Source organism: Frondihabitans sp. PhB161, assembly GCF_003814635.1.
Taxonomy (GTDB): Bacteria; Actinomycetota; Actinomycetes; order Actinomycetales; family Microbacteriaceae; genus Frondihabitans.
The window spans coordinates 1,329,861-1,350,506 of the sequence record NZ_RKQW01000001.1; the positions used below are offsets into that span (position 1 = coordinate 1,329,861).

Annotated in this window: 21 protein-coding genes; 10 read left to right on the forward strand and 11 right to left on the reverse strand. The window is 67.0% G+C overall.

The window, feature by feature from the left end:
- Positions 1–11 precede the first annotated feature (11 nt).
- Together EDF39_RS06475 and EDF39_RS06480 are read right to left on the reverse strand one after the other, a co-directional pair.
- Positions 12–683, reverse strand: a complete 672-nt coding sequence (locus tag EDF39_RS06475; protein WP_123941461.1) for a hypothetical protein — start codon at positions 681–683, stop codon at positions 12–14.
- A 1,229-nt stretch (positions 684–1,912) separates the two neighbouring features.
- The gene (locus tag EDF39_RS06480) at positions 1,913–2,593 is read right to left on the reverse strand and encodes an NADPH-dependent F420 reductase (RefSeq protein WP_255410118.1); all 681 of its coding nucleotides are present in this window, start codon (positions 2,591–2,593) and stop codon (positions 1,913–1,915) included.
- Between the two features lie 290 nt (positions 2,594–2,883).
- Here EDF39_RS06480 and EDF39_RS06485 point away from each other — a divergent pair, with 290 nt between their 5' ends.
- Complete coding sequence (locus tag EDF39_RS06485; RefSeq protein ID WP_123941465.1) at positions 2,884–3,582, forward strand: transglycosylase family protein; 699 nt, start codon at positions 2,884–2,886, stop codon at positions 3,580–3,582.
- A gap of 105 nt (positions 3,583–3,687) precedes the next feature.
- Here the strand turns inward: EDF39_RS06485 and EDF39_RS06490 are convergent, their stop codons facing one another.
- The 3 genes from EDF39_RS06490 to EDF39_RS17485 form a co-directional block, all read right to left on the reverse strand.
- A complete protein-coding gene (locus EDF39_RS06490) occupies positions 3,688–3,906 on the reverse strand; it encodes a hypothetical protein (RefSeq protein WP_123941467.1) in 219 nt (72 codons plus the stop codon).
- Between the two features lie 121 nt (positions 3,907–4,027).
- Complete coding sequence (locus EDF39_RS17480) at positions 4,028–4,414, reverse strand: PIN domain-containing protein (protein WP_158613175.1); 387 nt, start codon at positions 4,412–4,414, stop codon at positions 4,028–4,030.
- Positions 4,411–4,680, reverse strand: a complete 270-nt coding sequence (locus tag EDF39_RS17485) for a hypothetical protein (protein ID WP_055960226.1) — start codon at positions 4,678–4,680, stop codon at positions 4,411–4,413. Before EDF39_RS17485 ends, EDF39_RS17480 begins: the two co-directional genes overlap by 4 nt.
- A gap of 85 nt (positions 4,681–4,765) precedes the next feature.
- Here EDF39_RS17485 and EDF39_RS06500 point away from each other — a divergent pair, with 85 nt between their 5' ends.
- Entirely contained in the window at positions 4,766–5,062 is a 297-nt protein-coding gene (locus EDF39_RS06500) for a putative quinol monooxygenase (RefSeq protein ID WP_123941471.1), read from the forward strand.
- A gap of 161 nt (positions 5,063–5,223) precedes the next feature.
- Positions 5,224–6,477 carry a GAF domain-containing protein gene (locus EDF39_RS06505; protein ID WP_123941473.1) on the forward strand — a complete coding sequence of 418 codons (1,254 nt, stop codon included), beginning with the start codon at positions 5,224–5,226 and terminating at the stop codon, positions 6,475–6,477.
- Between the two features lie 210 nt (positions 6,478–6,687).
- Here the strand turns inward: EDF39_RS06505 and EDF39_RS06510 are convergent, their stop codons facing one another.
- Positions 6,688–7,584, reverse strand: a complete 897-nt coding sequence (locus EDF39_RS06510; protein WP_123941475.1) for an SDR family oxidoreductase — start codon at positions 7,582–7,584, stop codon at positions 6,688–6,690.
- 112 nt (positions 7,585–7,696) lie between these two features.
- Between EDF39_RS06510 and EDF39_RS06515 the strand changes: the two genes are divergently transcribed.
- Entirely contained in the window at positions 7,697–8,266 is a 570-nt protein-coding gene (locus EDF39_RS06515) for a TetR family transcriptional regulator (RefSeq protein WP_123941477.1), read from the forward strand.
- A 31-nt stretch (positions 8,267–8,297) separates the two neighbouring features.
- Complete coding sequence (locus tag EDF39_RS17785; protein ID WP_255410110.1) at positions 8,298–8,420, forward strand: hypothetical protein; 123 nt, start codon at positions 8,298–8,300, stop codon at positions 8,418–8,420.
- Here the strand turns inward: EDF39_RS17785 and EDF39_RS06520 are convergent.
- From EDF39_RS06520 to EDF39_RS06540, 5 genes are all read right to left on the reverse strand, one after another.
- Positions 8,417–10,927 carry a glycoside hydrolase family 65 protein gene (locus EDF39_RS06520; protein ID WP_123941479.1) on the reverse strand — a complete coding sequence of 837 codons (2,511 nt, stop codon included), beginning with the start codon at positions 10,925–10,927 and terminating at the stop codon, positions 8,417–8,419. The genes EDF39_RS17785 and EDF39_RS06520 overlap by 4 nt on opposite strands.
- The gene (locus EDF39_RS06525) at positions 10,924–11,769 is read right to left on the reverse strand and encodes an HAD family phosphatase (protein ID WP_304999868.1); all 846 of its coding nucleotides are present in this window, start codon (positions 11,767–11,769) and stop codon (positions 10,924–10,926) included. Before EDF39_RS06525 ends, EDF39_RS06520 begins: the two co-directional genes overlap by 4 nt.
- A 159-nt stretch (positions 11,770–11,928) precedes the next feature.
- On the reverse strand, positions 11,929–12,714 hold the full coding sequence (locus tag EDF39_RS06530; protein ID WP_123941481.1) for a hypothetical protein: 786 nt from the start codon (positions 12,712–12,714) through the stop codon (positions 11,929–11,931).
- A 109-nt stretch (positions 12,715–12,823) separates the two neighbouring features.
- Positions 12,824–13,690, reverse strand: coding sequence for an aldo/keto reductase (locus tag EDF39_RS06535; protein WP_055960206.1), 867 nt, complete (start codon positions 13,688–13,690; stop codon positions 12,824–12,826).
- A 125-nt stretch (positions 13,691–13,815) separates the two neighbouring features.
- Positions 13,816–14,550, reverse strand: a complete 735-nt coding sequence (locus EDF39_RS06540; protein WP_123941483.1) for a CPBP family intramembrane glutamic endopeptidase — start codon at positions 14,548–14,550, stop codon at positions 13,816–13,818.
- Between the two features lie 116 nt (positions 14,551–14,666).
- Here EDF39_RS06540 and EDF39_RS06545 point away from each other — a divergent pair, with 116 nt between their 5' ends.
- Genes EDF39_RS06545 through EDF39_RS06565 form a run of 5 tightly spaced genes read left to right on the forward strand, consistent with a single transcriptional unit; the run spans position 14,667 to position 20,425 of the window.
- The gene (locus EDF39_RS06545) at positions 14,667–16,103 is read left to right on the forward strand and encodes a polysaccharide biosynthesis tyrosine autokinase (RefSeq protein WP_123941485.1); all 1,437 of its coding nucleotides are present in this window, start codon (positions 14,667–14,669) and stop codon (positions 16,101–16,103) included.
- A complete protein-coding gene (locus EDF39_RS06550) occupies positions 16,100–16,678 on the forward strand; it encodes a low molecular weight phosphatase family protein (RefSeq protein ID WP_055960196.1) in 579 nt (192 codons plus the stop codon). Before EDF39_RS06545 ends, EDF39_RS06550 begins: the two co-directional genes overlap by 4 nt.
- Complete coding sequence (locus EDF39_RS06555) at positions 16,675–17,643, forward strand: hypothetical protein (RefSeq protein ID WP_123941487.1); 969 nt, start codon at positions 16,675–16,677, stop codon at positions 17,641–17,643. Before EDF39_RS06550 ends, EDF39_RS06555 begins: the two co-directional genes overlap by 4 nt.
- Complete coding sequence (locus EDF39_RS06560) at positions 17,637–19,097, forward strand: sugar transferase (protein ID WP_055960190.1); 1,461 nt, start codon at positions 17,637–17,639, stop codon at positions 19,095–19,097. Before EDF39_RS06555 ends, EDF39_RS06560 begins: the two co-directional genes overlap by 7 nt.
- Positions 19,097–20,425, forward strand: a complete 1,329-nt coding sequence (locus EDF39_RS06565; RefSeq protein WP_123941489.1) for a hypothetical protein — start codon at positions 19,097–19,099, stop codon at positions 20,423–20,425. The genes EDF39_RS06560 and EDF39_RS06565 overlap by 1 nt, the downstream gene beginning before the upstream one ends.
- Positions 20,426–20,646: the final 221 nt, after the last annotated feature.

Sequence of the window (20,646 nt, forward strand, 5' to 3'; positions counted from 1 at the left end):
CGATTTCGCTTCTACTCGCGCTTTCCAAGAGTGAATTCGTGCGCAACGGCCCGGGTCGCGTCGTTCGCAGCGTACTCATGCACGATTTCGGAGACGCGCCCAGCCACGGCGCTGTCGGAGGCTGCGAGGATCGCACGGTAACTGCGCAGCGACTCCAGTGACCGCGGAGATCCGTCGATCGCAAGCCAGGCACACATGATCGGGTAGTGCACACCGCCCTCGGGCCACTGTGGCAGGCGGCGCGGGCGTTCGATGGACAGCTGGATGGCTTCCAAGAGGGCTGCATCGACCACGTGCCTGCTCACAATGTCGGATAACCGCTTGAGAGCACCGGGAACGCTGGTGTAGCGGGCGATGTCGTTGTAGATCGAGCTAGCTTCAACAACGCGGTGACGACGAAGGGCTTCGCGAAGAAAATACGGGGTCCAGGCGAGGTGATCTTCGCGGTCTAACCCGTTTAAGAGCGGCGTGTGCGCGACGGGTAGGTCTTTCTTGCGAAAGATTTCTGGGATCACGAAGGGCCGGTCTCGTGCGACCAAGTGCAGTACCTCGTCGAGGTGATCACGGCTGAGGCGCGCTCCCGCTTTATGGAGCGCAGAGGCGAGCTCTCTGTCGTAGAAGGCGTCGACCTTGTTGGGCTCAGGGTTCAGACGGAATTGTTCGAGCGTTTCGAGAGGATCCACACGACCATTGTGCGGCGTCGCCAGGTTGAGACAGCGGCTGTCTGACACAATCTGGGCGGTCGCGTGAGCCGACTGTTAGTGCTCCCTCGCGCGAAGCGAAGCTGACGCGTGCTGAGCGTGATGACGGGGTGGCACGGACCCGAACCGGTGCCACCCCGTCGTGAGTTGCCCTGAAGGGGTACAACCCGCTCCAGGAGGGGTACTCGACCGGAGTGGCGATAAATGTAGACCGGCCCGGGTTTCCTTGCCCGCATGTGTGTTGATTCCGAAGGAATTTCAGATCGAAGAGATGAGCACCGACAGGGACAGAATGCGCAGTCATGCTCCTGACCGCCTTCGAGGAGCAACCATGGGCGTGCTGGTTGGTAACCGGCGAAGGCCACGGCTCGGGAGATTCCACTGATCCGGTTTCTTCTCGGGGATGGCCGCGGGTCTCCTCGCCCGGGCGAGGAGACCCGCACTCACATCCGCGCCAGCAGAGCTGCGGTGAGCGCGGCAAGTCAAAAAGCGCAGTCTCCCCGGGGCTTTTTGGGCGTTGTCGGGGGGTGGCCCAATAATTCTCACTAGGCGCCAATTCACGGTGGCGCCAGGGCCCTGATTCACGGCAGAGCCCACGAGTAAATGTTCCCTCAGGTGGTGCAGGCCGCCGGAATCGAGATGAACGATGTCATATCTCCATGCCCTTGGCCACAGGGGGCGCACGCACGCACGAGTTCCATTCGCCGTCTCGACGGTCGGCACCGCCAGCTCATCGAGGGCGGGTATCCGAATCGCGCGGGCTGTCTCGCTATGAGTCTCTACATCGCTCATCCTGGAGCTACGCCGATTCGTATCGCGGCCTACCCCAAACGTCGCCGCCACTCCCTAGAAACGACTGCCCCGGCAAGCCTCGACGCCCCTCTCGGTGCGCATTCTGTCTCGTCGCCTCAAGCGGACTTCACCTATACCGATTTCCTCGCGCTGCCGGCGCGTGAAGTCGGCGTCGCCTGAACGAAGACCGGAGAGGAAGAGGGGCACGGGTGCGGATTTCTCCGCTCCCGTGCCCCTCTAGAGATGCCGATGTTGTTGCACAAAGCTTCACGGGCAGGGATGCAAGCAACACCGGCCAATGAAGACGTCGATTAACGCCTTCGACTCGCTCGACGCTACTCGCCCAAGTGGAATCGCGACCGGGCCGCCGTGAACGGTGGCTCGATCGCGATTCCGCGGATCCTTGGTGGTGCTCGGGGTTAGCGAGTGGCCTTGGCCAGGTTGTCGATGAGCTCCTGCTTGGTCTGAGCGATCACGTAGGCGGGCTGGTCGCGCTCGACACGCCAGCTGTCTTTGAGTGGGCCGACGTTGACGGTGTCGAAGCCGATCTCGTCGTAGAGCTTCTCGACCAGGGCGCTCGCGTCGTCGAAGTCGCTCGACGTGGCGAGTGCTCGGCGGTCGGGCGTGCCGGCGGGCTTGCCATCGGTCGTGATGTCGTCGGCCTTGATGTGGTTGAAGCCTTTGGCGACGCGGCTGGTCGGAAGGTGGCGCTGCAGCATCTCGCTGACGGTGTCTTTGCCCTCGTCGAGAGCTGCGATGTGACCGTCGCGCTCGAAGTAGTAGTTGTTCGTGTCGATGACGATTTTTCCGGCCAGCTCCTCGACGGGAACGGCCTCGTAGGCCTTGAGGGGAACGGTGACGACGACGAAGTCGCCAGCTGCACCGGCCTCCTTCGAGGTGGCGGCGGTAGCCTTCGGGCCGAGCTCGGCGACGAGGTCGCTGAGGGTCTCCGGTCCGCGAGAATTGCTGATCACGACGTCATACCCCGCAGTGATCGCCGCTCGTGCGACCTGGCTGCCGATAAAACCTGCTCCGATGATTCCGATTGTTGTCATGCGCAACCTAACCGCCTCCCGGCGTGCTTTAGTCCTTGCGGATATGGGAATTCGCTGAGACTGTCGACCCAGGGGATTCCCAGCGCCTCGGCTTGCTCCCCGCGACCTTGACGCCTAGGTTGGCTCGAGTCGTCCCGGAGCGGACGACGACTCCGGCCGATTTTCGGCCCGGAGAGCATGCACGGCGCTGCACTACGCCACTCGGGCTGCCCAGCCTGCAGCCGCCGCCACCTGACCTCTATCGGCAGGGATGGGCAGTCGACCCCGATCCACGACGGACGGGGGCTCGGACCCTTCGGGGATCCCTCTGGCGTTCCCACGGAGCATTCATCGCAATGAGCAAAATCACTCGTCCCCGTACCCTCCTCGGCACCGCTGCGCTGATCGCGCTGACCGCCGGAGGCGTCGGGATCGCCGCAGCACCCGCAAACGCGGCCTCCACCTCGACCTGGGACGCCCTCGCGTCCTGCGAGTCGGGCGGAAACTGGGCTATCAACACCGGTAACGGCTACTCGGGCGGCCTGCAGTTCTCGCAGAGCACCTGGGCTGCCAATGGCGGAACCGGTTCGCCGGCCGCCGCTAGCAAGGCCACGCAGATCCAGGTCGCCGAACGCATCCTGGCTTCGCAGGGCTGGGGCGCCTGGCCGGCCTGCTCGGCGAAGCTGGGGCTCTCGGGTACCTCCTCCGCTGCGGCTGCACCGGCTCCGGCCGCCCCTGCAGCACCCGCGGCTCCTGCCGCCCCTGCAGCGCCGTCGACCCAGGCCGCACCCACCACCACCACACCGAGCACGAGCGGCTCGAGCACGAGCACGAGCACGTCGACCGCTGTCGCCGCACCCGCAACGCCGTCGATCCCGGCGGTCAAGGCCAGCAAGCGCGTCTACACCGTGAAGTCGGGCGACACGCTGGCGAAGATCGCCAAGAAGCTCGACGTCAAGGGCGGCTGGATCAAGCTCGCCGGCGCGAACAAAGCGACCCGGTCGAACCCCGACCTGATCGTGCCCGGGCAGAAGCTGCACACGCCTAAGAAGTAGGTCTCGCCGACCTCGCTTCACGAGATGGCCCGAACAACCGGAACCCCACAAGGATCCGGGCGTTCGGGCCATCTCGCGTTGCAGCGAGACTTTCAGCCCGTGCGGCTAGTGCCTGTGCTTCCAGAGGTACGGGAGGAAGAAGCCGAGATTGGCACTCCCTCCCATCGACGACCGGATCATCACCTCGGTCTCGCGGTCGAAGGTCTCGGCCCCGCTGTCTTCAGCGGTTGTGGGCTCATCGGGGGTGATGTACGAGCACTGCTCGATCAGCAGTCGTGTCTCGCGCTTCGCTTCGCGGACGAACCGCTTTGTGTCTCGATCCATGGGACTTCGTCGCCTCTCTGCGCCGTGTACCTGTAGGGCCTGGGCCCCCATCGCCGACTTCACTGTCGGTGATGCTTTTATCGTACGTCTGCCGCAGCAGTGGGGTGCAGACGCGGCGGTTTCATGCCCCGATGACCAAGAGCCCTCGGGTGCGGGCCTCGCGAGCCAGGGCCGTGTCAAAGGTGGCGAGCGTGGCCTGGTTCGTCAACGCGGTCAAGAGTACAAGGGAGTCGGGGAGCTTGAGGCGCGATTTCCAACGGAGTTCCGCGAGTGGGAGAGCTGATTCTTCTCCAACGGAGATGACGCGTACTCCTAAGCCGCGCAAAATTGTGGACGCCTCGTCGGCTCGTCCGCTTTGTGAGGGCCAGACCAGCGTTTCGGCGAGCGTTATCGAGCTGATCGACAGCTCGCCGAACTTCGCAGCATCGAATACTTCAACTGCGTCGGTGTGGTGGATGTCATCAGGATTGAGAAAAGCGATCACGACGCAGGCATCGAGGACGATCATTCTGGCCACTCCTCCTTGAGGAGCTGGGCGGCGTTTGGAGGGAAGACTCCGGTCATGGAGCCAGCCCCCGCGCGAATGAGTGCCCGCCGCTTCTCGATCGCGTCGACTCGGTGCTTCTGCAGCTCGTCCGAGCCGAACTCGACGATGCGGCGTAGCAATGCCGCCCGGTCGTTCTGGATTTCGGGCCAGGTCGTCGCAGCGATGTCGATGGCCTGGGCGATGGCGGGGGTTTCGGTGATGGTGAACCGGTGCAGTGTCGTCGGCATGGCGGGAGTGTAGCACCGGATCCTTCGGTGTCGCACCGGATTGTGAGCCGTCCTGAATGTCAGTGGGGGAGAGCATCATGGGGTCATGACTTTCACCGTGTTCTTAGAAATGACCGTCCGCCCCGACGCAGACGATGCCGCCGAGATCGCCCGCGAGGTGCTGGCGCAGACCGGCGCTCGTGAGGGCATCGAGAGCCTCGAGGTTCTCGTCGACGACGCCGATCCGCTGAAGTGGGTCGTCATCGAGAAGTGGGCGAGCGTCGAGGCGCGGAACGCCTATGTGGCTTGGCGTGCGTCTCCCGAGGGGGCTAACCGACTCGGCGACGTTATGGCCACCCCGCCGGTCTTCCGTACCTTCGAGAGCACCGTGCCGCTCGCCTGAGGGGCAGGCGGGCTGGCCCCCGCACTGGGTGGGGCTTAATGCGGACGAGACAATTAGTCTGGTCCGAACCACGCACTCACCATCGACGCGGTCGTCAACGGATCAGGGCGGCACAACCAGACGCGGCGACGGTGAGCCGAACCCACCACTCGGAGTCGCACATGTCTGTCTTTTCTCGACCCCTTCGCATTCAGCGCTACCGAATGCTGAGTTCCTCACCGGCCGTCTGCCGGCCCCGTGACGCCCCGCAGGGCCACGCGCACGGCGCCGATCCCGATCGGATCCTGCTCTTCGGCAACGGAGTCGCGACCGGCCGCGGCGTTGCCAGCCACGAACTGGCGGTTCCGGGCCAGCTCGCCCGCGCGGTCAGCGCCCGTACGGGTCGTGGCGCCGACGTCGACGTGATCGCCGACGATCGACTCGACATCGAATCAGCAGCCGATGCTCTTGCCGGTCGCGACCTCGGGGGCTATGACGCGGTCGTGGTCACCGTCGGATTCAGCGACGCCTTCCGGCTGCTGCCCGTGCGGCGCTGGGAGGCAGGTGTTCGGCGCCTGCTCGAGATCCTCGACCGCGAGCTCTCGGTGGGTACCGATGTGATGGTCATGGGGATCACGCCGCCCTCGGCGGTTCCGGAGTTCCGGGAGCGCCTCGGCGGCCCCGGCGACGATCGTGCCGCTCGCCTGAACACGCTGACCGCCGAAATCTGCGCCGAGAAGTCGACCGTGCACTTCGTGCAGGCGCCGGTCATGCGGGAGGAGCTCCTCGAGCACTCCGGTCCGCTGACACTCGGGCTCGTTTCGCCGCTAGAAGCACAGGCCTCGCAGCATGGCGGGCACGCCCGGCGAACGTCGGCGTGGTTCCACGAATGGGCCGCAGCCCCCGCCGACGTCCTCGCCCCGCTGCTCGATGCGCAGAGTGCCTTCGACAATCCGGCAAGGCGATTCCGCAACCAGCCGCAGGCGGCGGCGCGTCGCCGGGCCGTCCTCTGGGAGATGCGCCTTCTCGACTCTCCCGCCGAGAGTCGATTCGACGACATCGTGCGGCATGCGCAGTCCCTGTTCGGGGCGGCCGGTGCAGCCTTCAGCGTCATCGACGACACTCGGCAGTGGAACAAGGCCGTCGCCGGTGCAGGAACTCGCGAGGTGCCGATCGAAGAATCGTTCTGCCGAGCCACGATCGGATCGTCGACCGCGCTCGTCGTCGCTGATGCGTGGGACGACGAGCGAGTTCCCGGCACCGATGCCATGATGCGCTTCTACGCGGGCTACCCGCTCGAAGCGGCCGACGGCACCCGCATCGGAGCCCTGTGCGTCTTCGATGAGCAGCCCCGATCTGCCGACAGTGTCGACGTCGCGCTCCTTCGCGACCTCGCGCTGGCGATCCAGCGCGAGTTGGAGCCCGTGCGCGCCTGAGTCGGGGCGGTGACGGCCTGGGTCGCTGGGCTGCCCGCGAGCTGAGCTATGCGCCTGCACTCCGCGCCTGCGCCGGGTCCGCGCCTGTCGTGGCCCGTCGGCGCGGCCCGCTTGCAAATTCGAAGGAAAAACCCGCGACGACAGCCCCCCGATCGGCATGTTTCCGTCAGCGCCGCGAGGTTTCTCCTTCAAATTTGCAAGGGCGGGGCCTCACACGGCGAAGTAGGCGCCCGCGGCGATGTCGTCGAGCAGCGTCGGGCCGGTCGGGGTCCAGCCGAGCAGCTCCTGCGTCAGCGTGCTCGACGACGCCATGTTCATCGCGAAGAACGTGCCGATGAACCCGAAGTGCGCCTGCGCGTCGCCCGGATCAATCGAGGTCACTGGCAGTCCGAGCCCGGCGCCGATGGCTTCGGCGATGGCCTTCGTCGAGACGCTCCCTTCGCCGACGGCGTGCAACAAGGATCCGGCCGGAGCCTTTTCAAGCCCCAGGCGAATCATGCGGGCCGCATCCCCGCGATGTACCGCGGCCCACCCGTTGGAGCCGTCGCCGACGTAGCCCGACACGCCCTTCTCGCGAGCCGCCGCCACGATGTACGAGATGAAGCCGTGGTCGTCCATGCCGTGCACGGTCGGCGAGAAGCGGAGGCTCACCGACTTGACGCCCTTGTCGACGTAGTCGAGCGCGAGGTTCTCGGTGCCGCCGCGAGGGGCGTCGGGGCCGCTGAAGGGCGACGGGTCGAGCTCGGTGGAGGGGCGGCCCTGGGCCAGGCCCGCGACACCGGAGGCAACGAGGAACGGTGTGCCGGATCCTGCGAGGGTGTCTCCAAGAGTCTCGACCGCGGCGCGCTCGGCCCGGTTGGACTCGGCCGCATTGGCCCAGTCGTGCTTATTGGCGAGGTGCAGCACGGCATCGGCGTCGCGTGCTCCGCGGCGGAGGGAGTCGAGGTCGTCGAGGTCGCCGCGGAGGGCGGTCGCTCCCTTGGCGCTCAGCGATTCGGCCGAGGCGTCGGAGCGGGCGAGGCCGACGACCTCGTAGTCGTGGGCGAGGAGCTCGTCGACGGCAGCGGAGCCGATCCAGCCGGAGGCGCCGGTGATGAATACGCGCATGGGATGACCTTTCGTGAGAGTGGTGCCGGCGACTTGATGTCAGCGACAGACATCACCATACGCCTGATGTCGGTGACTGTCATCACTCTATCGAATCCCGTATCATCGACCCATGGGCAGATGGGAGCCGGGCGGCAGCAGTCGTCTGCGCGAGGCGGCGTTGGAGCTGTTCCTCGAGCAGGGGTTCGACGAGACGACCGCTGGCGAGATCGCGCAGCGGGTCGGGCTCAGCGAGCGCACGTTCTTCCGGCACTTCGGCGACAAGAAAGAAGTGCTCTTCGGCGGCTCGGAAGAGTTCCAGCGCGAGATGATCGCGGCCGTCGCCGACGCCCCCGAGGGCCCGTCACCCCTCGGCGTCGTCGCGAGCGGCCTCGCCAAGGCGGCGCGGTTCTTTCCCGACGAAGCCCGCGACTACTCGCGGAAGCGTTGGCGGATCCTCGGCGAGAACCCGGCCCTGCAGGAGCGCGAGCTGCTGAAGATGGCGGCCATCGCCTCGGGGATCGGCGCCGTGCTGCGCGACCGCGGTGTACCCGAGCCAGCCGCGACGCTCGCGGCCGAGTCGGGGATCACGGTGTTCCGGCTGGCGTTCGAGCGCTGGCTGGCGCCGGATGAGCACCGCCCGCTGGCCGAGATCGAGCGCGCCATGTTCGTCGAGCTCGGAGCCGTGGTCGCCGGATCCTGAGTTCCCGGTTCTTAGATCTCAGGTGCTGTGCGTGCCCGATGCCGAATTTGAAGGAGAAACCGCCGCGCCACCCCGCCCGATCGCGATGAATGCGTCGGGCGAGGCGGGTTTTTCCTTCAAATTCGGGGGAGGGGCGCAGAAGAAGAACAGCTAGCTGCTCGACACCTCGGCCTCGACCTCGCCGCGATCCACCGAGATGGTCGGGATCGACGCCGTGACGATCGACCCGTCGGGGCGGAGCATGCCGCGGAGGTCGCTCGTGGTCGGCGGCGGCGTCTCGATGCGCGGCCCCTGGTTCGGCAGCGCGACCGTGACCGGCGACCCGTTCACCACGTCGACTCGCTCGTGATGCACGTGCACCGTGACCTCGGTGCCCTCCTCGATGGTGAAGGTGATGTCGGCCTGGCGCACGTCGACGCGGAGGCGTGAGCCGCGCACCGTCATGCGGAAGGTCAGGTGCTCCCAGTCGGCGGGGAGGCGCGGGTTGAACGTCAGGCGGCCGCTGTGGTCGCGCATGCCGCCGAATCCGAACGCCATGGCGCTCCAGATGCCGCCGGCGGACGCCACGTGCACGCCGTCGGAAGTGTTGTGGTGCAGGTCGGCGAGATCGACGAACAGGGCCGAGAGGAAGTAGCTGTGGGCCAGCTTGTGGTGGCCCACCTCCGCGGCGATGATCGACTGCACGACGGCCGACAGGGTCGAGTCGCCCGTCGTCAGCGCGTCGTAGTACTCGAAGTTGCGGCGTTTCTCGGCGGGGGTGAACTCGTCGCCCTGGAGGAACAGCGCGAGCACGACGTCGGCCTGCTTGAGCACCTGGAAGCGGTAGATGACCAGGGGGTGGTAGTGCAGCAGTAGGGGGCGCTTCGATGCGGGCGTCGAGTCGAGATCCCAGAGCTCTTTGTCGAGGAACTGCGCGTCTTGCGGGTGGATTCCGCGGTGCGGATCGAAGGGGATCTCCATCGCGTCGGCGGCGGCCCGCCAGCCACGGATCTCGTGCTCTTCGAGACCGACGCGGCGCACCATGCGCTCGTAGGCGACCGGGTCGTTCGCCATCAGCTCTTCGCAGATGCGGACGGCCGACCAGAGGTTCGCCCGTGCCATGACGTTCGTGTAGAGGTTGTCGTCGACGACGGTCGTGTATTCGTCGGGCCCGGTGACGCCGTCGATGTGGAACTTCTCGTCGCCGTTGGAGCGCCAGAAGCCGAGGTCGGACCACAGCCGGGCCGTCTCGACGAGGATGTCGATGGCGCCGCGGGCGAAGAAGTCGTCGTCGCCGGTGGCCGCGACGTACTGCATGAGCGCATGCACGATGTCGGCGTCGATGTGATACTGCGCGGTGCCGGCGGCGTAGTAGGCGCTCGACTCGAGGCCGTTGATGGTGCGCCACGGGAACAGGGCGCCGCGCTGGTTGAGCTCGGTCGCGCGGTCGCGGGCGGCGTCGAGCATGCCCTGCCTGAACCGGATCACGTTGCGGGCCACGTTCGGCGCCGTGTACGAGAGGAACGGCATCACGTAGATCTCGGTGTCCCAGAAGTAGTGGCCGCCGTAGCCCGAGCCCGAGACGCCCTTGGCGGCGACGCCCTGGCCGTCGGTGCGGGCGGTCGCCTGGGCGAGCTGGAAGATGTTCCAGCGGATGGCCTGCTGCAGGATCGGGTGGCCCGGCAGCTCGACGTCGCTGCGGATCCAGAAGTCGGTCAGCCAGTCGCGCTGATCGGTGAAGAACTCGTCGACGGGCGTCTCGCGCGCGCGGTCGAGCGTGCGGTCGCAGCGGTCGGCCAGCTCGCGCGGGGGCACGCCGCGCGACGAGTGGTAGACGATGGTCTTGGTCATGCGCACCGACCGGCCCGCCTTGGCCTTGATGCGGTAGACGTGCTTGGCGATGTCGTCGTCGATCTGCGACGACTGCGACCATTCGTTCTCGGTCTCGAGCGCGTGCTCGGCGCCGACGGCCACAGTCATGCCCGAGTTGGTGGTCTGGTAGCCGAGCACGTAGCGGGTGTCGACGTTGCGCTTCCACTCCGGCTGCAGCACGCGGTCGGCGAAGCTCTCGGCCTTTCGTGGGTCGAAGCCGGCCGAGGCGCGCATGCCCGTGTGGTACTCGTCGCCGAGGTCTTGGCGGTTGAGGATCTGGCTCGACAGCAGCAGCGACGCGTCGGCGTCGAGCACCGTGACCTCGTAGTCGATCACGACGAGGTGGCGGTCGGTGAACGACACCAGGCGTCGGCTCGTGACCAGCACGCGCTTGCCCGACGGCGTGCGCCACTCGATCTCGCGCACGAGCACGCCGTCGTGGAAGTCGAGGCGACGGGTGTACTTCAGGATGTCGGATTCGGCGAGCACGAACGGCTCGTCGTCGACGTACAGCCGCACGACCTTGGCGTCGGGCACGTTGACGATCGTCTGGCCGACACGGGCGAAACCGAACGCCTCTTCGGCGTGCCTGATCGGCCAGGTCTCGTGGAACCCATTGATGAACGTGCCGTACGAGTGCCCACCACGCCCCTCGTCCATGTTGCCGCGGAGCCCCAGGTAGCCGTTGCCGACGTTGAACATTGTCTCGGCGACACCCTGGTCGTCGGGCGCGAACTCGGTTTCGACGAGAGCCCACTCGTCGACGGGAAAGCGGTTGCGGTCGAGGGGGTCTTCGGTGATCGTCGTCATGCGTCGGTGGCTTTCGTGTCGCGCTCCTCCGGAGCGGAGGGAGCGGACGGAGCAGCAGCAGGGGCAGAGGCAGCAGAGGCAGCAGGAGGAGCAGAGACGGCGTCGACGAGTTCGGCCAGATCGCCGACCACGAAGTCGGCACCGTACGCGAGCAGGGCTTCGGCGCCGACACCGCGGTCGACTCCGACGACGAGACCGAAGGATCCGGCCCGACCGGCCTCGACCCCCGACTGTGCATCTTCGACGACGACGCACTGCCCTGCGCTCAGGCCGAGACGCTCGGCGCCGTCGAGGTAGGTGTCGGGCGCGGGCTTGCCGGCGAGCTTGTCGTCAGCGGCGACGAGTCCGTCGACCACGACGTCGAAGCGGTCGCTGAGACCGGCGGCCGCGAGCACGGGGACGGCATTGCGCGAACTGGAGACGACCGCGACCCGATGCCCGGCTGCGATGGCCGCGTCGAGGAACGCCACGGATCCTTCGTAGGGGGTGACGCCGTTCTCGCGCAGCTCGGCTGCGAAGACCGCGTTCTTGCGGTTGCCGAGACCGCAGACGGTGTCGAGGTCGGGGGAGTCGTCGGGGGTGCCCTCGGGCAGGGTGATGTTGCGGCTGGCGAGCAGCGATCGCACGCCGTCGTAGCGGGGCTTGCCGTCGACGTATTCGAAGTAGTCGCCCTCGGCGTAGGGGGCGACGTCGGGTGCGTGCTCGCGGAGGTAGTCGGTGAAGAGGGTCGACCAGGCACGCATGTGCACTTCGGCCGTGGGCGTCAGCACCCCGTCGAGGTCGAACAGGATGCCGGGGAGGGCGGGCAGGCGCGACGCGTCGCGGGCAGGGGAGGAGGACACGGAGCCGGGGGGATCCCTTCGAGCGGTTCGCCGAGGCGGCGGAGGAGACGGCGACGGGAACGGCTTCGGTCTTCACCCGGGGCGGGCTCGTCGTGCGACAAGTCTGGCACGGGCGGCGGGCTCGGCCTAGTGGCGTCGCCCGTGGATGAGGAGCGCTGTCTAGAGCTCGTGCACCGCGACGCCGTCGACGCCGCCCATGCGCTCGAGAGCTGCCGTCAGCAGGGTGCCGACGGCGTCGGGCAGCACGTGGTGGTTGAGGTAGATGCCCTCGAGCCAGGAGAGCACCTCGTCGGCGGGCATGCCGACGGCCTCCCAGTCGATGCCGGGCAGCGCACGCGTGACGGGCAGCTCGGTGTCGGGATCGAGGCGCGCCTCGGCGATGGCGACCTCGGGTGCCCCCTCGGTGGCGTACCACATCAGCGCGATCGGGTGATTGTCGCCGTCGATGTGGTCGTGGTCGACCCGGCCGCTGCCGAGCCACGGCAACGTGAGCAGCTCGCCCTCGATGTCGACGGTGATCAGGTCGAGCTGGGTCGGCTCTTCGACCTCGCAGATGAAGAGCGTGTAGCCCTCGTCGTTCCAGGCGGCCGCTTCTTCGAGGTCTTCGAGCAGGTCGGGCATGCGCTGGTGGAACTCGGTGAGGAGCACCGATGCCCAGTTGAGGATGGGCCCGCCGAGCGTGTCGGGCCAGGGGCTGCGGTCGATGTCGGAGCCGTTGCCGCGGTGGAAGTGGTAGTCGATGCCGCCGTCGACGGTGTCGAGGTGGATCTGCCCGCTGGCGAACTCCACGGCGATGCTCGACTGGCCTGTCTCTTCGTCCCAGTCGCCGAAGATCTCGGGTCGACCGAGAGTGGCGGGCGGCGCGATCGCCGCGGCCGTCTTCGGCCCCAGGTTCAGCACGGCCTGGAACCGCGTGGTGGGAAGTCGAAGACTCATGTCTGTCACGGGTGGTTCCAATCGCTCGGTGTCGAGACTAGCCGACACCGAGCGACCGGAGGCCCGTGCTCCCCAGGGGAGGGGTCAGCTCACGCGAGTGAGCCAGAGATGTGCCAGATCAGGCGATGGCCGACAGCTCGGCGAACTCGTCGTCCGTCAGCTCGATCTCGGCGCCGTGCATGTTGTCGTCGAGGTGCGAGACGGTCGACGTGCCGGGGATCGGCAGCATGACGGGCGAGCGCTTGAGAAGCCAGGCGAGAGCGAGCTGCGACGGCGTCGCGCCCTTCTTCTCGGCGATTTCGTCGAGCACGCCGCCCTTGCCGGCCAGCGAGCCGGTCGCGAGAGGGAACCACGGGATGAACGCGATGTTCTGCTCGGTCGACCAGTCGAGCAGGTCTTCAGCCGAGCGGTCGGTGAGGTTGAACAGGTTCTGCACCGAGACGATCTCGGCGACCTTCTGCGCGGCCTTCACCTGGTCGATGGTGACCTCGCTGAGGCCGATGTGACGGATCTTGCCCTCGTCCTGCAGCTTCTTCAGCTCGCCGACCTGGTCTTCGAGCGGCACCTGGGGGTCGATGCGGTGCAGCTGGTAGAGGTCGATGCGCTCGAGGCCGAGCCAGCGGAGGCTCATCTCGGCCTCCTGGCGCAGGTACTCGGGGCGACCGACGGGCGGCCATTCGTTCGGGCCGGTGCGGGTCAGACCGCCCTTGGTGGCGATGACGAGGTCGTCGGAGTAGGGCTTCAGCGCCTTGGCGATGAGCGGTTCGGCGACGGCGGGGCCGTACGAGTCGGCGGTGTCGATGAAGTTGACGCCGAGTTCGACGGCGCGGCGCAGCACGCGCAGGGCCTCGTCTTCGTCTTTCGGCGGGCCCCAGACGCCGGGGCCGGTGAGCTGCATGCTCCCGTAGCCGAGGCGGTTGACGGTGAGGTCTCCGCCGAGGTCGAATGTGCCCGCAGCCTGGGCGGGAAGGTTCTGCGTGGTCATAAAGACTCCTTTCACAAATCGCCCGGGTGGGGCGACGTGTCGCCGGTCAGAGCGACAGGGATAGTAAACGCTCCCGAGGATCCTGCATTCCCAGATGGGGGTACAGGCTCGGGCGCAACCCACCTCTATACGGGCCAGGTCAGCCAGACCGCGATGCCGTTGAAGACGATGTGCGCGACGAGGGCGCCTCCGACACGGCCGGTCGCGGCGGCGAGCCCGCCGGCCAGCAGCCCGAACACGAGGGTGCTGGCGAACGTGACTGCGGCGGCCGTCCCGTCGGTGCTGCCGGCCGCGACGTGCAGTAGCGCGAACAGCAGCGCGGTGACGGCGACCGCCATCACCTGCACGAGCACCCGGTTCACGCGCGTCCCCGGGCGCCCCTGCTCGGCGAGGGTGTGCTGGAGCACGCCGCGAAAGAAGACCTCTTCGAGCAGCGGGGCAACGACGACCGGGGCGACGAGCCCGACGACGAGGATCGCTTTTGTCGGCCCGTCGCCGAGGATCACCGGCGCGTGCAAGCCCGTGTCGCGATAGACCGAGAGGTTGATCGAGGCGTCGACCGCGCGTGCGAGGCACCCGACGGCGATGCCCCAGAAGACGTCGAAGAGGCCGAACCGCAGACCCCAGCGCCGGAGGAGGCTTGGCGGCCCCGCGCTGCGCCGTGCGAGAACGACGGCGACGAGGATCCCGGCGGCCAGCGGCACCCACACGACGCCGTAGGCGAGCCACGCCTCGAGCGCGCCACCCGTGAGCCCGAACGGTGTCGCAGACGAGGTGAACGCCCGCCCGGCGAGGGCCGCGACGGCCAGCGCAACGAGTACCGCGACGAGAATTCGCCGGGAACCGCTCGTGGTCTGCATGACCCCCAAAGTAGACGACGGGTGCGGTCATGCCGTGTCGCCGCTCGGCGGTGTGAGAATATGTCGAAGCACGGTTGAAAGTCAGGGGACCGCTGCGCGCTAGGGGAAGGCGAGCTGTGGAGCTTCGCGAATACATCACGGTGCTGCGCAAGGGATGGATTCTCATCCTCGTGCTGGCACTGGTCGGAGTGGCTTTGGCCGCGACTTACTCGCTCGTCAAGAAGCCGGTGTTCTCGGCGACGGCGCAGGTGTTCGTCTCGACCCAGTCGAGCGGCAGCGTGAGCGACCTCGTTCAGGGAAGCACGTTCACGCAGCAGCGAGTGACGACGTACGCCAACCTCGTGACGACGCCGATCGTGCTGCAGCCGGTCGTGGCGTCGTTGAAGCTCGACATGACCGCCGAGGAGCTGGCCCAGATCGTCAGCGCCGACGCGCCTCTCAACACGACGCTGATTCAGATCACGGCGACGTCGACGAGTGGGGTGCAGGCGGCCGAGATCGTCAACGCGACCTCGCAGAGCCTGACGAACGTGGTGCAGAACATCGAGGCGACCGGCAAAGACGACGCGTCGACGGTAAAGCTGACGCGCGTGCAGGAGGCCCAGGTGCCGACCTCGCCGATCAGCCCCAAGGTGCCCCTCAACGTGATTCTTGGCCTGCTGATCGGGCTCGCGGTCGGCGTCGGGCTGTCGGTGCTCCGCGAGACCCTCGACAACCGCATCCGCAACGAGGGCGACGTCGAGAAGATCCATTCCGGGCCGATCATCGGCGGCATCGCCTACGACGCGAAGACGTCGAGTCGCCCCCTCATCGTGCACGCCGACCCGCGCAGCCCGCGCGCCGAGTCGTTCCGCACCCTCCGCACCAACCTCCAGTTCTTGGAGCTGGAGGGTAAGGCGCGCACCTTCGTCATGACCTCCTCGGTGCAGAGCGAGGGCAAGAGCACGACGGTCGCCAACCTCGCCATTGCGCTCGAGACGGCCGGCTACCGTGTCGTCCTCATCGACGCCGACCTGCGCCGCCCGAAGATCGCCGACTACATGGGCCTCGAGGGCGCGGTCGGTCTGACCGACGTGCTGATCGGCCGCTTCGATCTGTCGGACGCCGTCCAGCCCTGGGGCTCGGGCAACCTGCACGTGCTGCCCGCCGGCCAGATCCCACCGAACCCGAGCGAGCTCCTCGGCTCGCGCCGCATGCAGGATCTCCTCTCCACCCTCGAGGCGAGCTACGACTACATCCTGTTCGATGCCCCGCCGCTGCTGCCGGTGACCGATGCCGCGATCCTTGCGAAGCGGGCGAGCGGCGCCATCGTCGCGGTGGCCGCCGGTCAGACGCACAAGAACCAGCTCAGCGGAGCGGTCGCGACCCTCGAGAACGTCGGTGCGCCCATCGCCGGCTTCGTGCTGACGATGATGCCTCTTAAGGGGCCGAACGCCTTCGGCTACGGCCGCTACGGGTACGGCAACTACGGCTACGGCACGAGCGACGAGGCAGTCGCTCCCGCGCGCGGCGGGCTGTTCCGTCGCGGTCCGTCTCGGCAGGCGACTCGATGACGACTGCGCTTCCGCTGTCGGTGCTCGTCGTCTGCACGGGCAACATCTGCCGGTCGCCACTCGCCGAGCAGCTTCTCGCCGCGCGCCTCGACCGATCGTTCCTGCTGTCGAGCGCCGGCACCTTCGCCGAGACGTCCAGCCCGATGGAGCCCCTGTCGGCCGAGCTGTCACGCCAGTACGGCGGCGTTCCCGAGCTGCACCGGGCGCGCGACCTCGACGTCGACATGATCCGGGCCGCCGATCTGATCCTCACCGCCACTCGCGAGCATCGAGCGGCAGCGGTGTCGATGCTGCCCCGCGCCTCCCGGTACACGTTCACGCTGGCCGAATTCGCGCGACTGGCGGCGTACGCGGGGGAGAGCGGCGAACTGGTCGCGTCGGATCCTCGTCTCGTCGTCCAGGCTGCGGCCGCCTCGCGCGGGATCGCCCCGCCGCCCGGTGATCCGGCCGATGACGACATCGAGGATCCCTACGGCCGGAGCCGAGCCACCCACGAGCGGGTCGCGACCCGAATCGACGACCTCGTGTCGAGCATCGTCGGGTCGTTCGCGCTCGCGGGGGGCACCGGTCGATGAAGTCGCGGGTCGCGGGGTCGGGGTTCTTCTCGTCGCTGGCGGGACGCATCGTCGTCATCGCCGTGATCGTGGCCTTCGTCGTGGTCGACGTGCTGCTGGTCGCCGCGGCTCTTCGCGCGACGGCTCCGGTCGATCCGGGAACCCCGGGGCCCATCCCCACCTACACGAGCTCGCCGCAGCCGACCGCCACCGCGAGTGCCTCCGCCGCGATCAACGAGCCCTCGGGCGTGGTGCGGTTGCTGTCTGCCGTGAGCGCCACCGAGGCCTGGCGCACGACTCCGGGGCTCTGCGGGGGAGCGGCCCCGAAGGTCGAGCGCTCGACCGACGGCGGTGACACCTGGGCCGTCGTCGACCTGGGGTCGACCGGCGTCGCCGACGCGGTGGCCCTGAACGCAGGATCCGACCGCACGGCTCTCGCAGGTCACCTCACGGGCTCCTGCGCCAAGACGAAGGCGATGGCGACGTTCACCGAGGGCAAGTTCTGGGCGGCGTCGACGACCGACGTCGCTGATCTCGCTTTCGTGGTGCGCGGATCGAATCGCGTGCACCTCGCCTCCGGTGTCGTCGCGGGGCCCTGCGCCACACCGCTCGGCGCCGTGCAGTCGGGCAGCGCCGCCGCCGTCTCGTGCGCCGATGCCTTCGCGGTCAAGAATGGCGACGCCTCCTGGCAGACGGTCACCGTCGACGGGTTGCTCGGCTTCACGGCGACCGGCACGGGCACCGCGTCCAGCTACCTGCTCGCCGTCGACTCGGCCTCCGACGACTGCGGTGGCGTCGCGATCGAGTCGCTCACGGCTGACCTGACTCCCGACTCGGTTCCGACACCGGTCGGCTGCGCCCCGGTTGCGACCGCTGCCGGCACGCTCGACCCGTCGACGGTCGCACTGTCGCGGGTCGGTGCGAACGTCTGGCTCTGGGCCGGCTCCCGGGTCTCGGTCTCGGCCGACGGCGGCGCGTCGTGGTAGCCGAGCGGCTGGCCACCCACTCCGACTGGAGCCTCGACTACGCGAGGCGCCTCCGTATCACCGATCTGCTCGTGCTGGTCTGGGTCGTCTTCGGCGTGCAGATCGCCTGGTTCGGCTTCGACAGCCAGAAGCTCTCGGGCAGGGGAAACGTCAACGACCTCGCGATCAACTACACGGCGGTCTCGATCGTCGTGATCGTCGCGTGGATGATCATGCTCGCCGTCTACGCCACCCGCGACTACCGGGTGATCGGCGGCGGCTCGGCGGAGTACCGCCAGATCGTCGACGGCAGCGTTCGACTCTTCGGACTCCTGGCGATCGTCGCCTTCCTCTTCAAGATCGACCTCGCCCGCGGCTACATCTTGATCGCCCTGCCCCTCGGCGTCGTCGTGCTGGTGTTCTCGCGGTGGATGTGGCGGCAGTGGCTGTCGGTCAAGCGCAACCGCGGTGACTACTCGGCGCGCGTGCTGCTGGTCGGCTCGGCCGAGACCGCCCGGCACATTGCCCGCGAGCTCGCTCGGCACCCCGAGGAGGGCTACCGCGTCGTCGGAGCCTGCATTCCCGCCGGTGCCCCGGGCACGACCCTCCTCGACACCGGCGTGCCCGTGATCGGCCGCATCACCGACGCGCTGAGCGTGCTCGACGAGATCGGCGCCGACACGGTCGTCATCACGGGATCCGAGGAGCTCGGCCCGCAGAGCATCCGCGAGTTGGGCTGGGGTCTCGAGGCCGGCCAGCAGCACCTGATCGTGGCCCCGAGCCTCACTGACATCGGCGGCCCCCGGATCCACACCCGCCCCGTCGCCGGCCTCCCGCTCATTCACGTAGAGACTCCGCGCTACGTCGGCGGCAAGCAGTTCGCGAAGCGGGCCTTCGACATCGTCGGATCGACGTTGCTCATCGCCCTGTTCTCTCCCGTGCTGCTGGTCGTGGCGCTTCTCGTCAAGACGTCTAGCCGCGGCCCCGTGCTCTACCAGCAGGAGCGCGTCGGCCTCAACGGCGACCACTTCCACATGCTGAAGTTCCGGTCGATGCGCGTCGGCGCCGACGCCGAGCTGGCTGCGCTCCTAGCCGAGCAGGGCAGCAGCGACCGGCCGCTGTTCAAGGTGCAGGACGACCCGCGCGTCACGCCGATCGGCCGCGTTCTGCGCCGCCACTCGCTCGACGAGTTTCCGCAGCTCTTCAACGTCTTTCTCGGGTCGATGAGTCTCGTCGGCCCTCGCCCGCAGCGCGATGGCGAAGTCGCCCTCTACGACGAGGCCGCGCGCCGCCGCCTCCTGCTCAAGCCCGGCATGAGTGGTCTCTGGCAAGTCGGCGGGCGCTCCTCGCTCGACTGGGAGGACGCCATCCGCCTCGACCTCTTCTACGTCGAGAACTGGTCGGTGATGGGCGATGTCGTGATCCTGTGGCGGACGATGCGGGCTGTGTTGGCTCCCGGTGGGGATGCGCACTGATGGCCGTTGGTCCAGGACCGATCCGAACTGCGCCCATCGCTCTCCTGTCGGTCGTTGTCCTCTGGCTCCTCATCGGGCCCCGAATCGAGATCGCTTCCGTAGGCGGATCAAGCGTCCGCTTCGAGGATTTCCTCCTTCTTGGTGTTGGCCTGTATGTGATCCGAAACTGGCCGCTCATACGGGCCGAAAAGCTGGTGCGGCGAGGCATCGGGCTTGTCGTTCTCGTGTCTCTTTTGGCGGCCGGAATTGGGACACTGACCGGGAGGGTTCATCTGGGCTCGTCCCTTCTCTACAGCCTCCGACCGCTGGAATACTGGGTTATTTATCCGGCGGTTGCCGTGCCCCTTCACAAGGCAGGCCCGAAAGCCTTCACGTGGACCGTCGGTGTGCTCATCGCAGTGACTTGCCTCAACACATTTGCCGCTGGCCTCCAATTCGTGGGTGGCATTCAACTCGGCTACTCAAATTCGAGTATCTCGAGAGGAGCCGGCCTGACTGCTGGACCGTATGAGCTGGGAGCGCTCATGGCGATGCTCGCGTGCTATTGGCTGTACTTCAGGCGTTACGGCCTCACGGTGATTGCGTTCGCGGGCCTTCTAATGTCCCTGTCGCGAGTTTCCCTTCTGGCGGGGGTCGTCGGGGTGGCGGTCATTCTTATCGGGCAACGGTTCTCGAAGGAACCCCGTATACCCAGCTCGAAACCCAAACCTCTCTTGGTAGTAGGGATAACACTTGCCGCCGTTGCCCTAATTGCCGTCTCTCCACGAATTGGCAACACGCTGGTGAGGCCTGCTTTGGAGCGCACCCAGTCGACGTCCATAGTCGGCTCCTGGCAGAGCGCTGGCATTGTCGTCTCGACAACGCCGCGGCAGCTCACGAGCGACTCTTATTTTGAGACGACCTACACCGGTATTGGCGACTACATCCTCGGTGCCACATCGAGCAGTGATGCTAGCAATGTCGTCAGGTTCTTCCGCTGGCAGATTTTGCTAAGAGAAGTCACCGCCAGCCCAGCCAATTTGTCTTTTGGCCTTGGGCCATCCTTCGCTGGCGCCTCGGTCGATGGGACGTACGTCAGGATTTTTGTCGAGACGGGACTTCTCGGCCTGATCGCTTGGGGTCTCATGATTGCGGGTTGGCTGAAGCGACGACCTCTCTGGCTGGTGGCGGTGGTAATAACGATGATCGTAGGCTCGTCGTTCATCGATCTTCTGTTCGCGCTCCGACCGATGGTGGTTCTTTGGATCCTCATCGCAATTAGTCAGTACCCGAGCCCGGCGGTCACTGAAGCCCGTCAAGCAGCTGCCGTAAAAACGATTGGTGCATAGATGGACATAGATTTCGTTGTTCGATCGGATGCCCAGGTCAAATCGGGAGGCGACAGCATTCAGGTCGAGGAGTATCGATCAGAATTGCAGATGCGCGGACACGATGTGCGCGTAATTCCATTCAGCCCGAGTATGAGCCTCCGTAAGACCGCTGTAATTCATTTCGTAAATTTGGATCGTCCCTTTGATTACCTGGTTGGTAGTTCTTTAGCCGCGGGCCA

Bases quoted from the DNA above. Each gene is read 5' to 3' on its own strand.
- EDF39_RS06540 (WP_123941483.1), bottom strand. From the start codon at position 14,550: ATGCAGACCACGAGCGGTTCCCGGCGAATTCTCGTCGCGGTACTCGTT.
- EDF39_RS17480 (WP_158613175.1), bottom strand. From the start codon at position 4,414: ATGATCGTCCTCGATGCCTGCGTCGTGATCGCTTTTCTCAATCCTGAT.
- EDF39_RS17485 (WP_055960226.1), bottom strand. From the start codon at position 4,680: ATGCCGACGACACTGCACCGGTTCACCATCACCGAAACCCCCGCCATC.
- EDF39_RS06555 (WP_123941487.1), top strand. From the start codon at position 16,675: ATGAAGTCGCGGGTCGCGGGGTCGGGGTTCTTCTCGTCGCTGGCGGGA.
- EDF39_RS06490 (WP_123941467.1), bottom strand. From the start codon at position 3,906: ATGGATCGAGACACAAAGCGGTTCGTCCGCGAAGCGAAGCGCGAGACA.
- EDF39_RS06550 (WP_055960196.1), top strand. From the start codon at position 16,100: ATGACGACTGCGCTTCCGCTGTCGGTGCTCGTCGTCTGCACGGGCAAC.
- EDF39_RS06515 (WP_123941477.1), top strand. From the start codon at position 7,697: ATGGGCAGATGGGAGCCGGGCGGCAGCAGTCGTCTGCGCGAGGCGGCG.
- EDF39_RS06520 (WP_123941479.1), bottom strand. From the start codon at position 10,927: ATGACGACGATCACCGAAGACCCCCTCGACCGCAACCGCTTTCCCGTC.
- EDF39_RS06505 (WP_123941473.1), top strand. From the start codon at position 5,224: ATGTCTGTCTTTTCTCGACCCCTTCGCATTCAGCGCTACCGAATGCTG.
- EDF39_RS06485 (WP_123941465.1), top strand. From the start codon at position 2,884: ATGAGCAAAATCACTCGTCCCCGTACCCTCCTCGGCACCGCTGCGCTG.
- EDF39_RS06500 (WP_123941471.1), top strand. From the start codon at position 4,766: ATGACTTTCACCGTGTTCTTAGAAATGACCGTCCGCCCCGACGCAGAC.
- EDF39_RS06535 (WP_055960206.1), bottom strand. From the start codon at position 13,690: ATGACCACGCAGAACCTTCCCGCCCAGGCTGCGGGCACATTCGACCTC.
- EDF39_RS06510 (WP_123941475.1), bottom strand. From the start codon at position 7,584: ATGCGCGTATTCATCACCGGCGCCTCCGGCTGGATCGGCTCCGCTGCC.
- EDF39_RS06565 (WP_123941489.1), top strand. From the start codon at position 19,097: ATGGCCGTTGGTCCAGGACCGATCCGAACTGCGCCCATCGCTCTCCTG.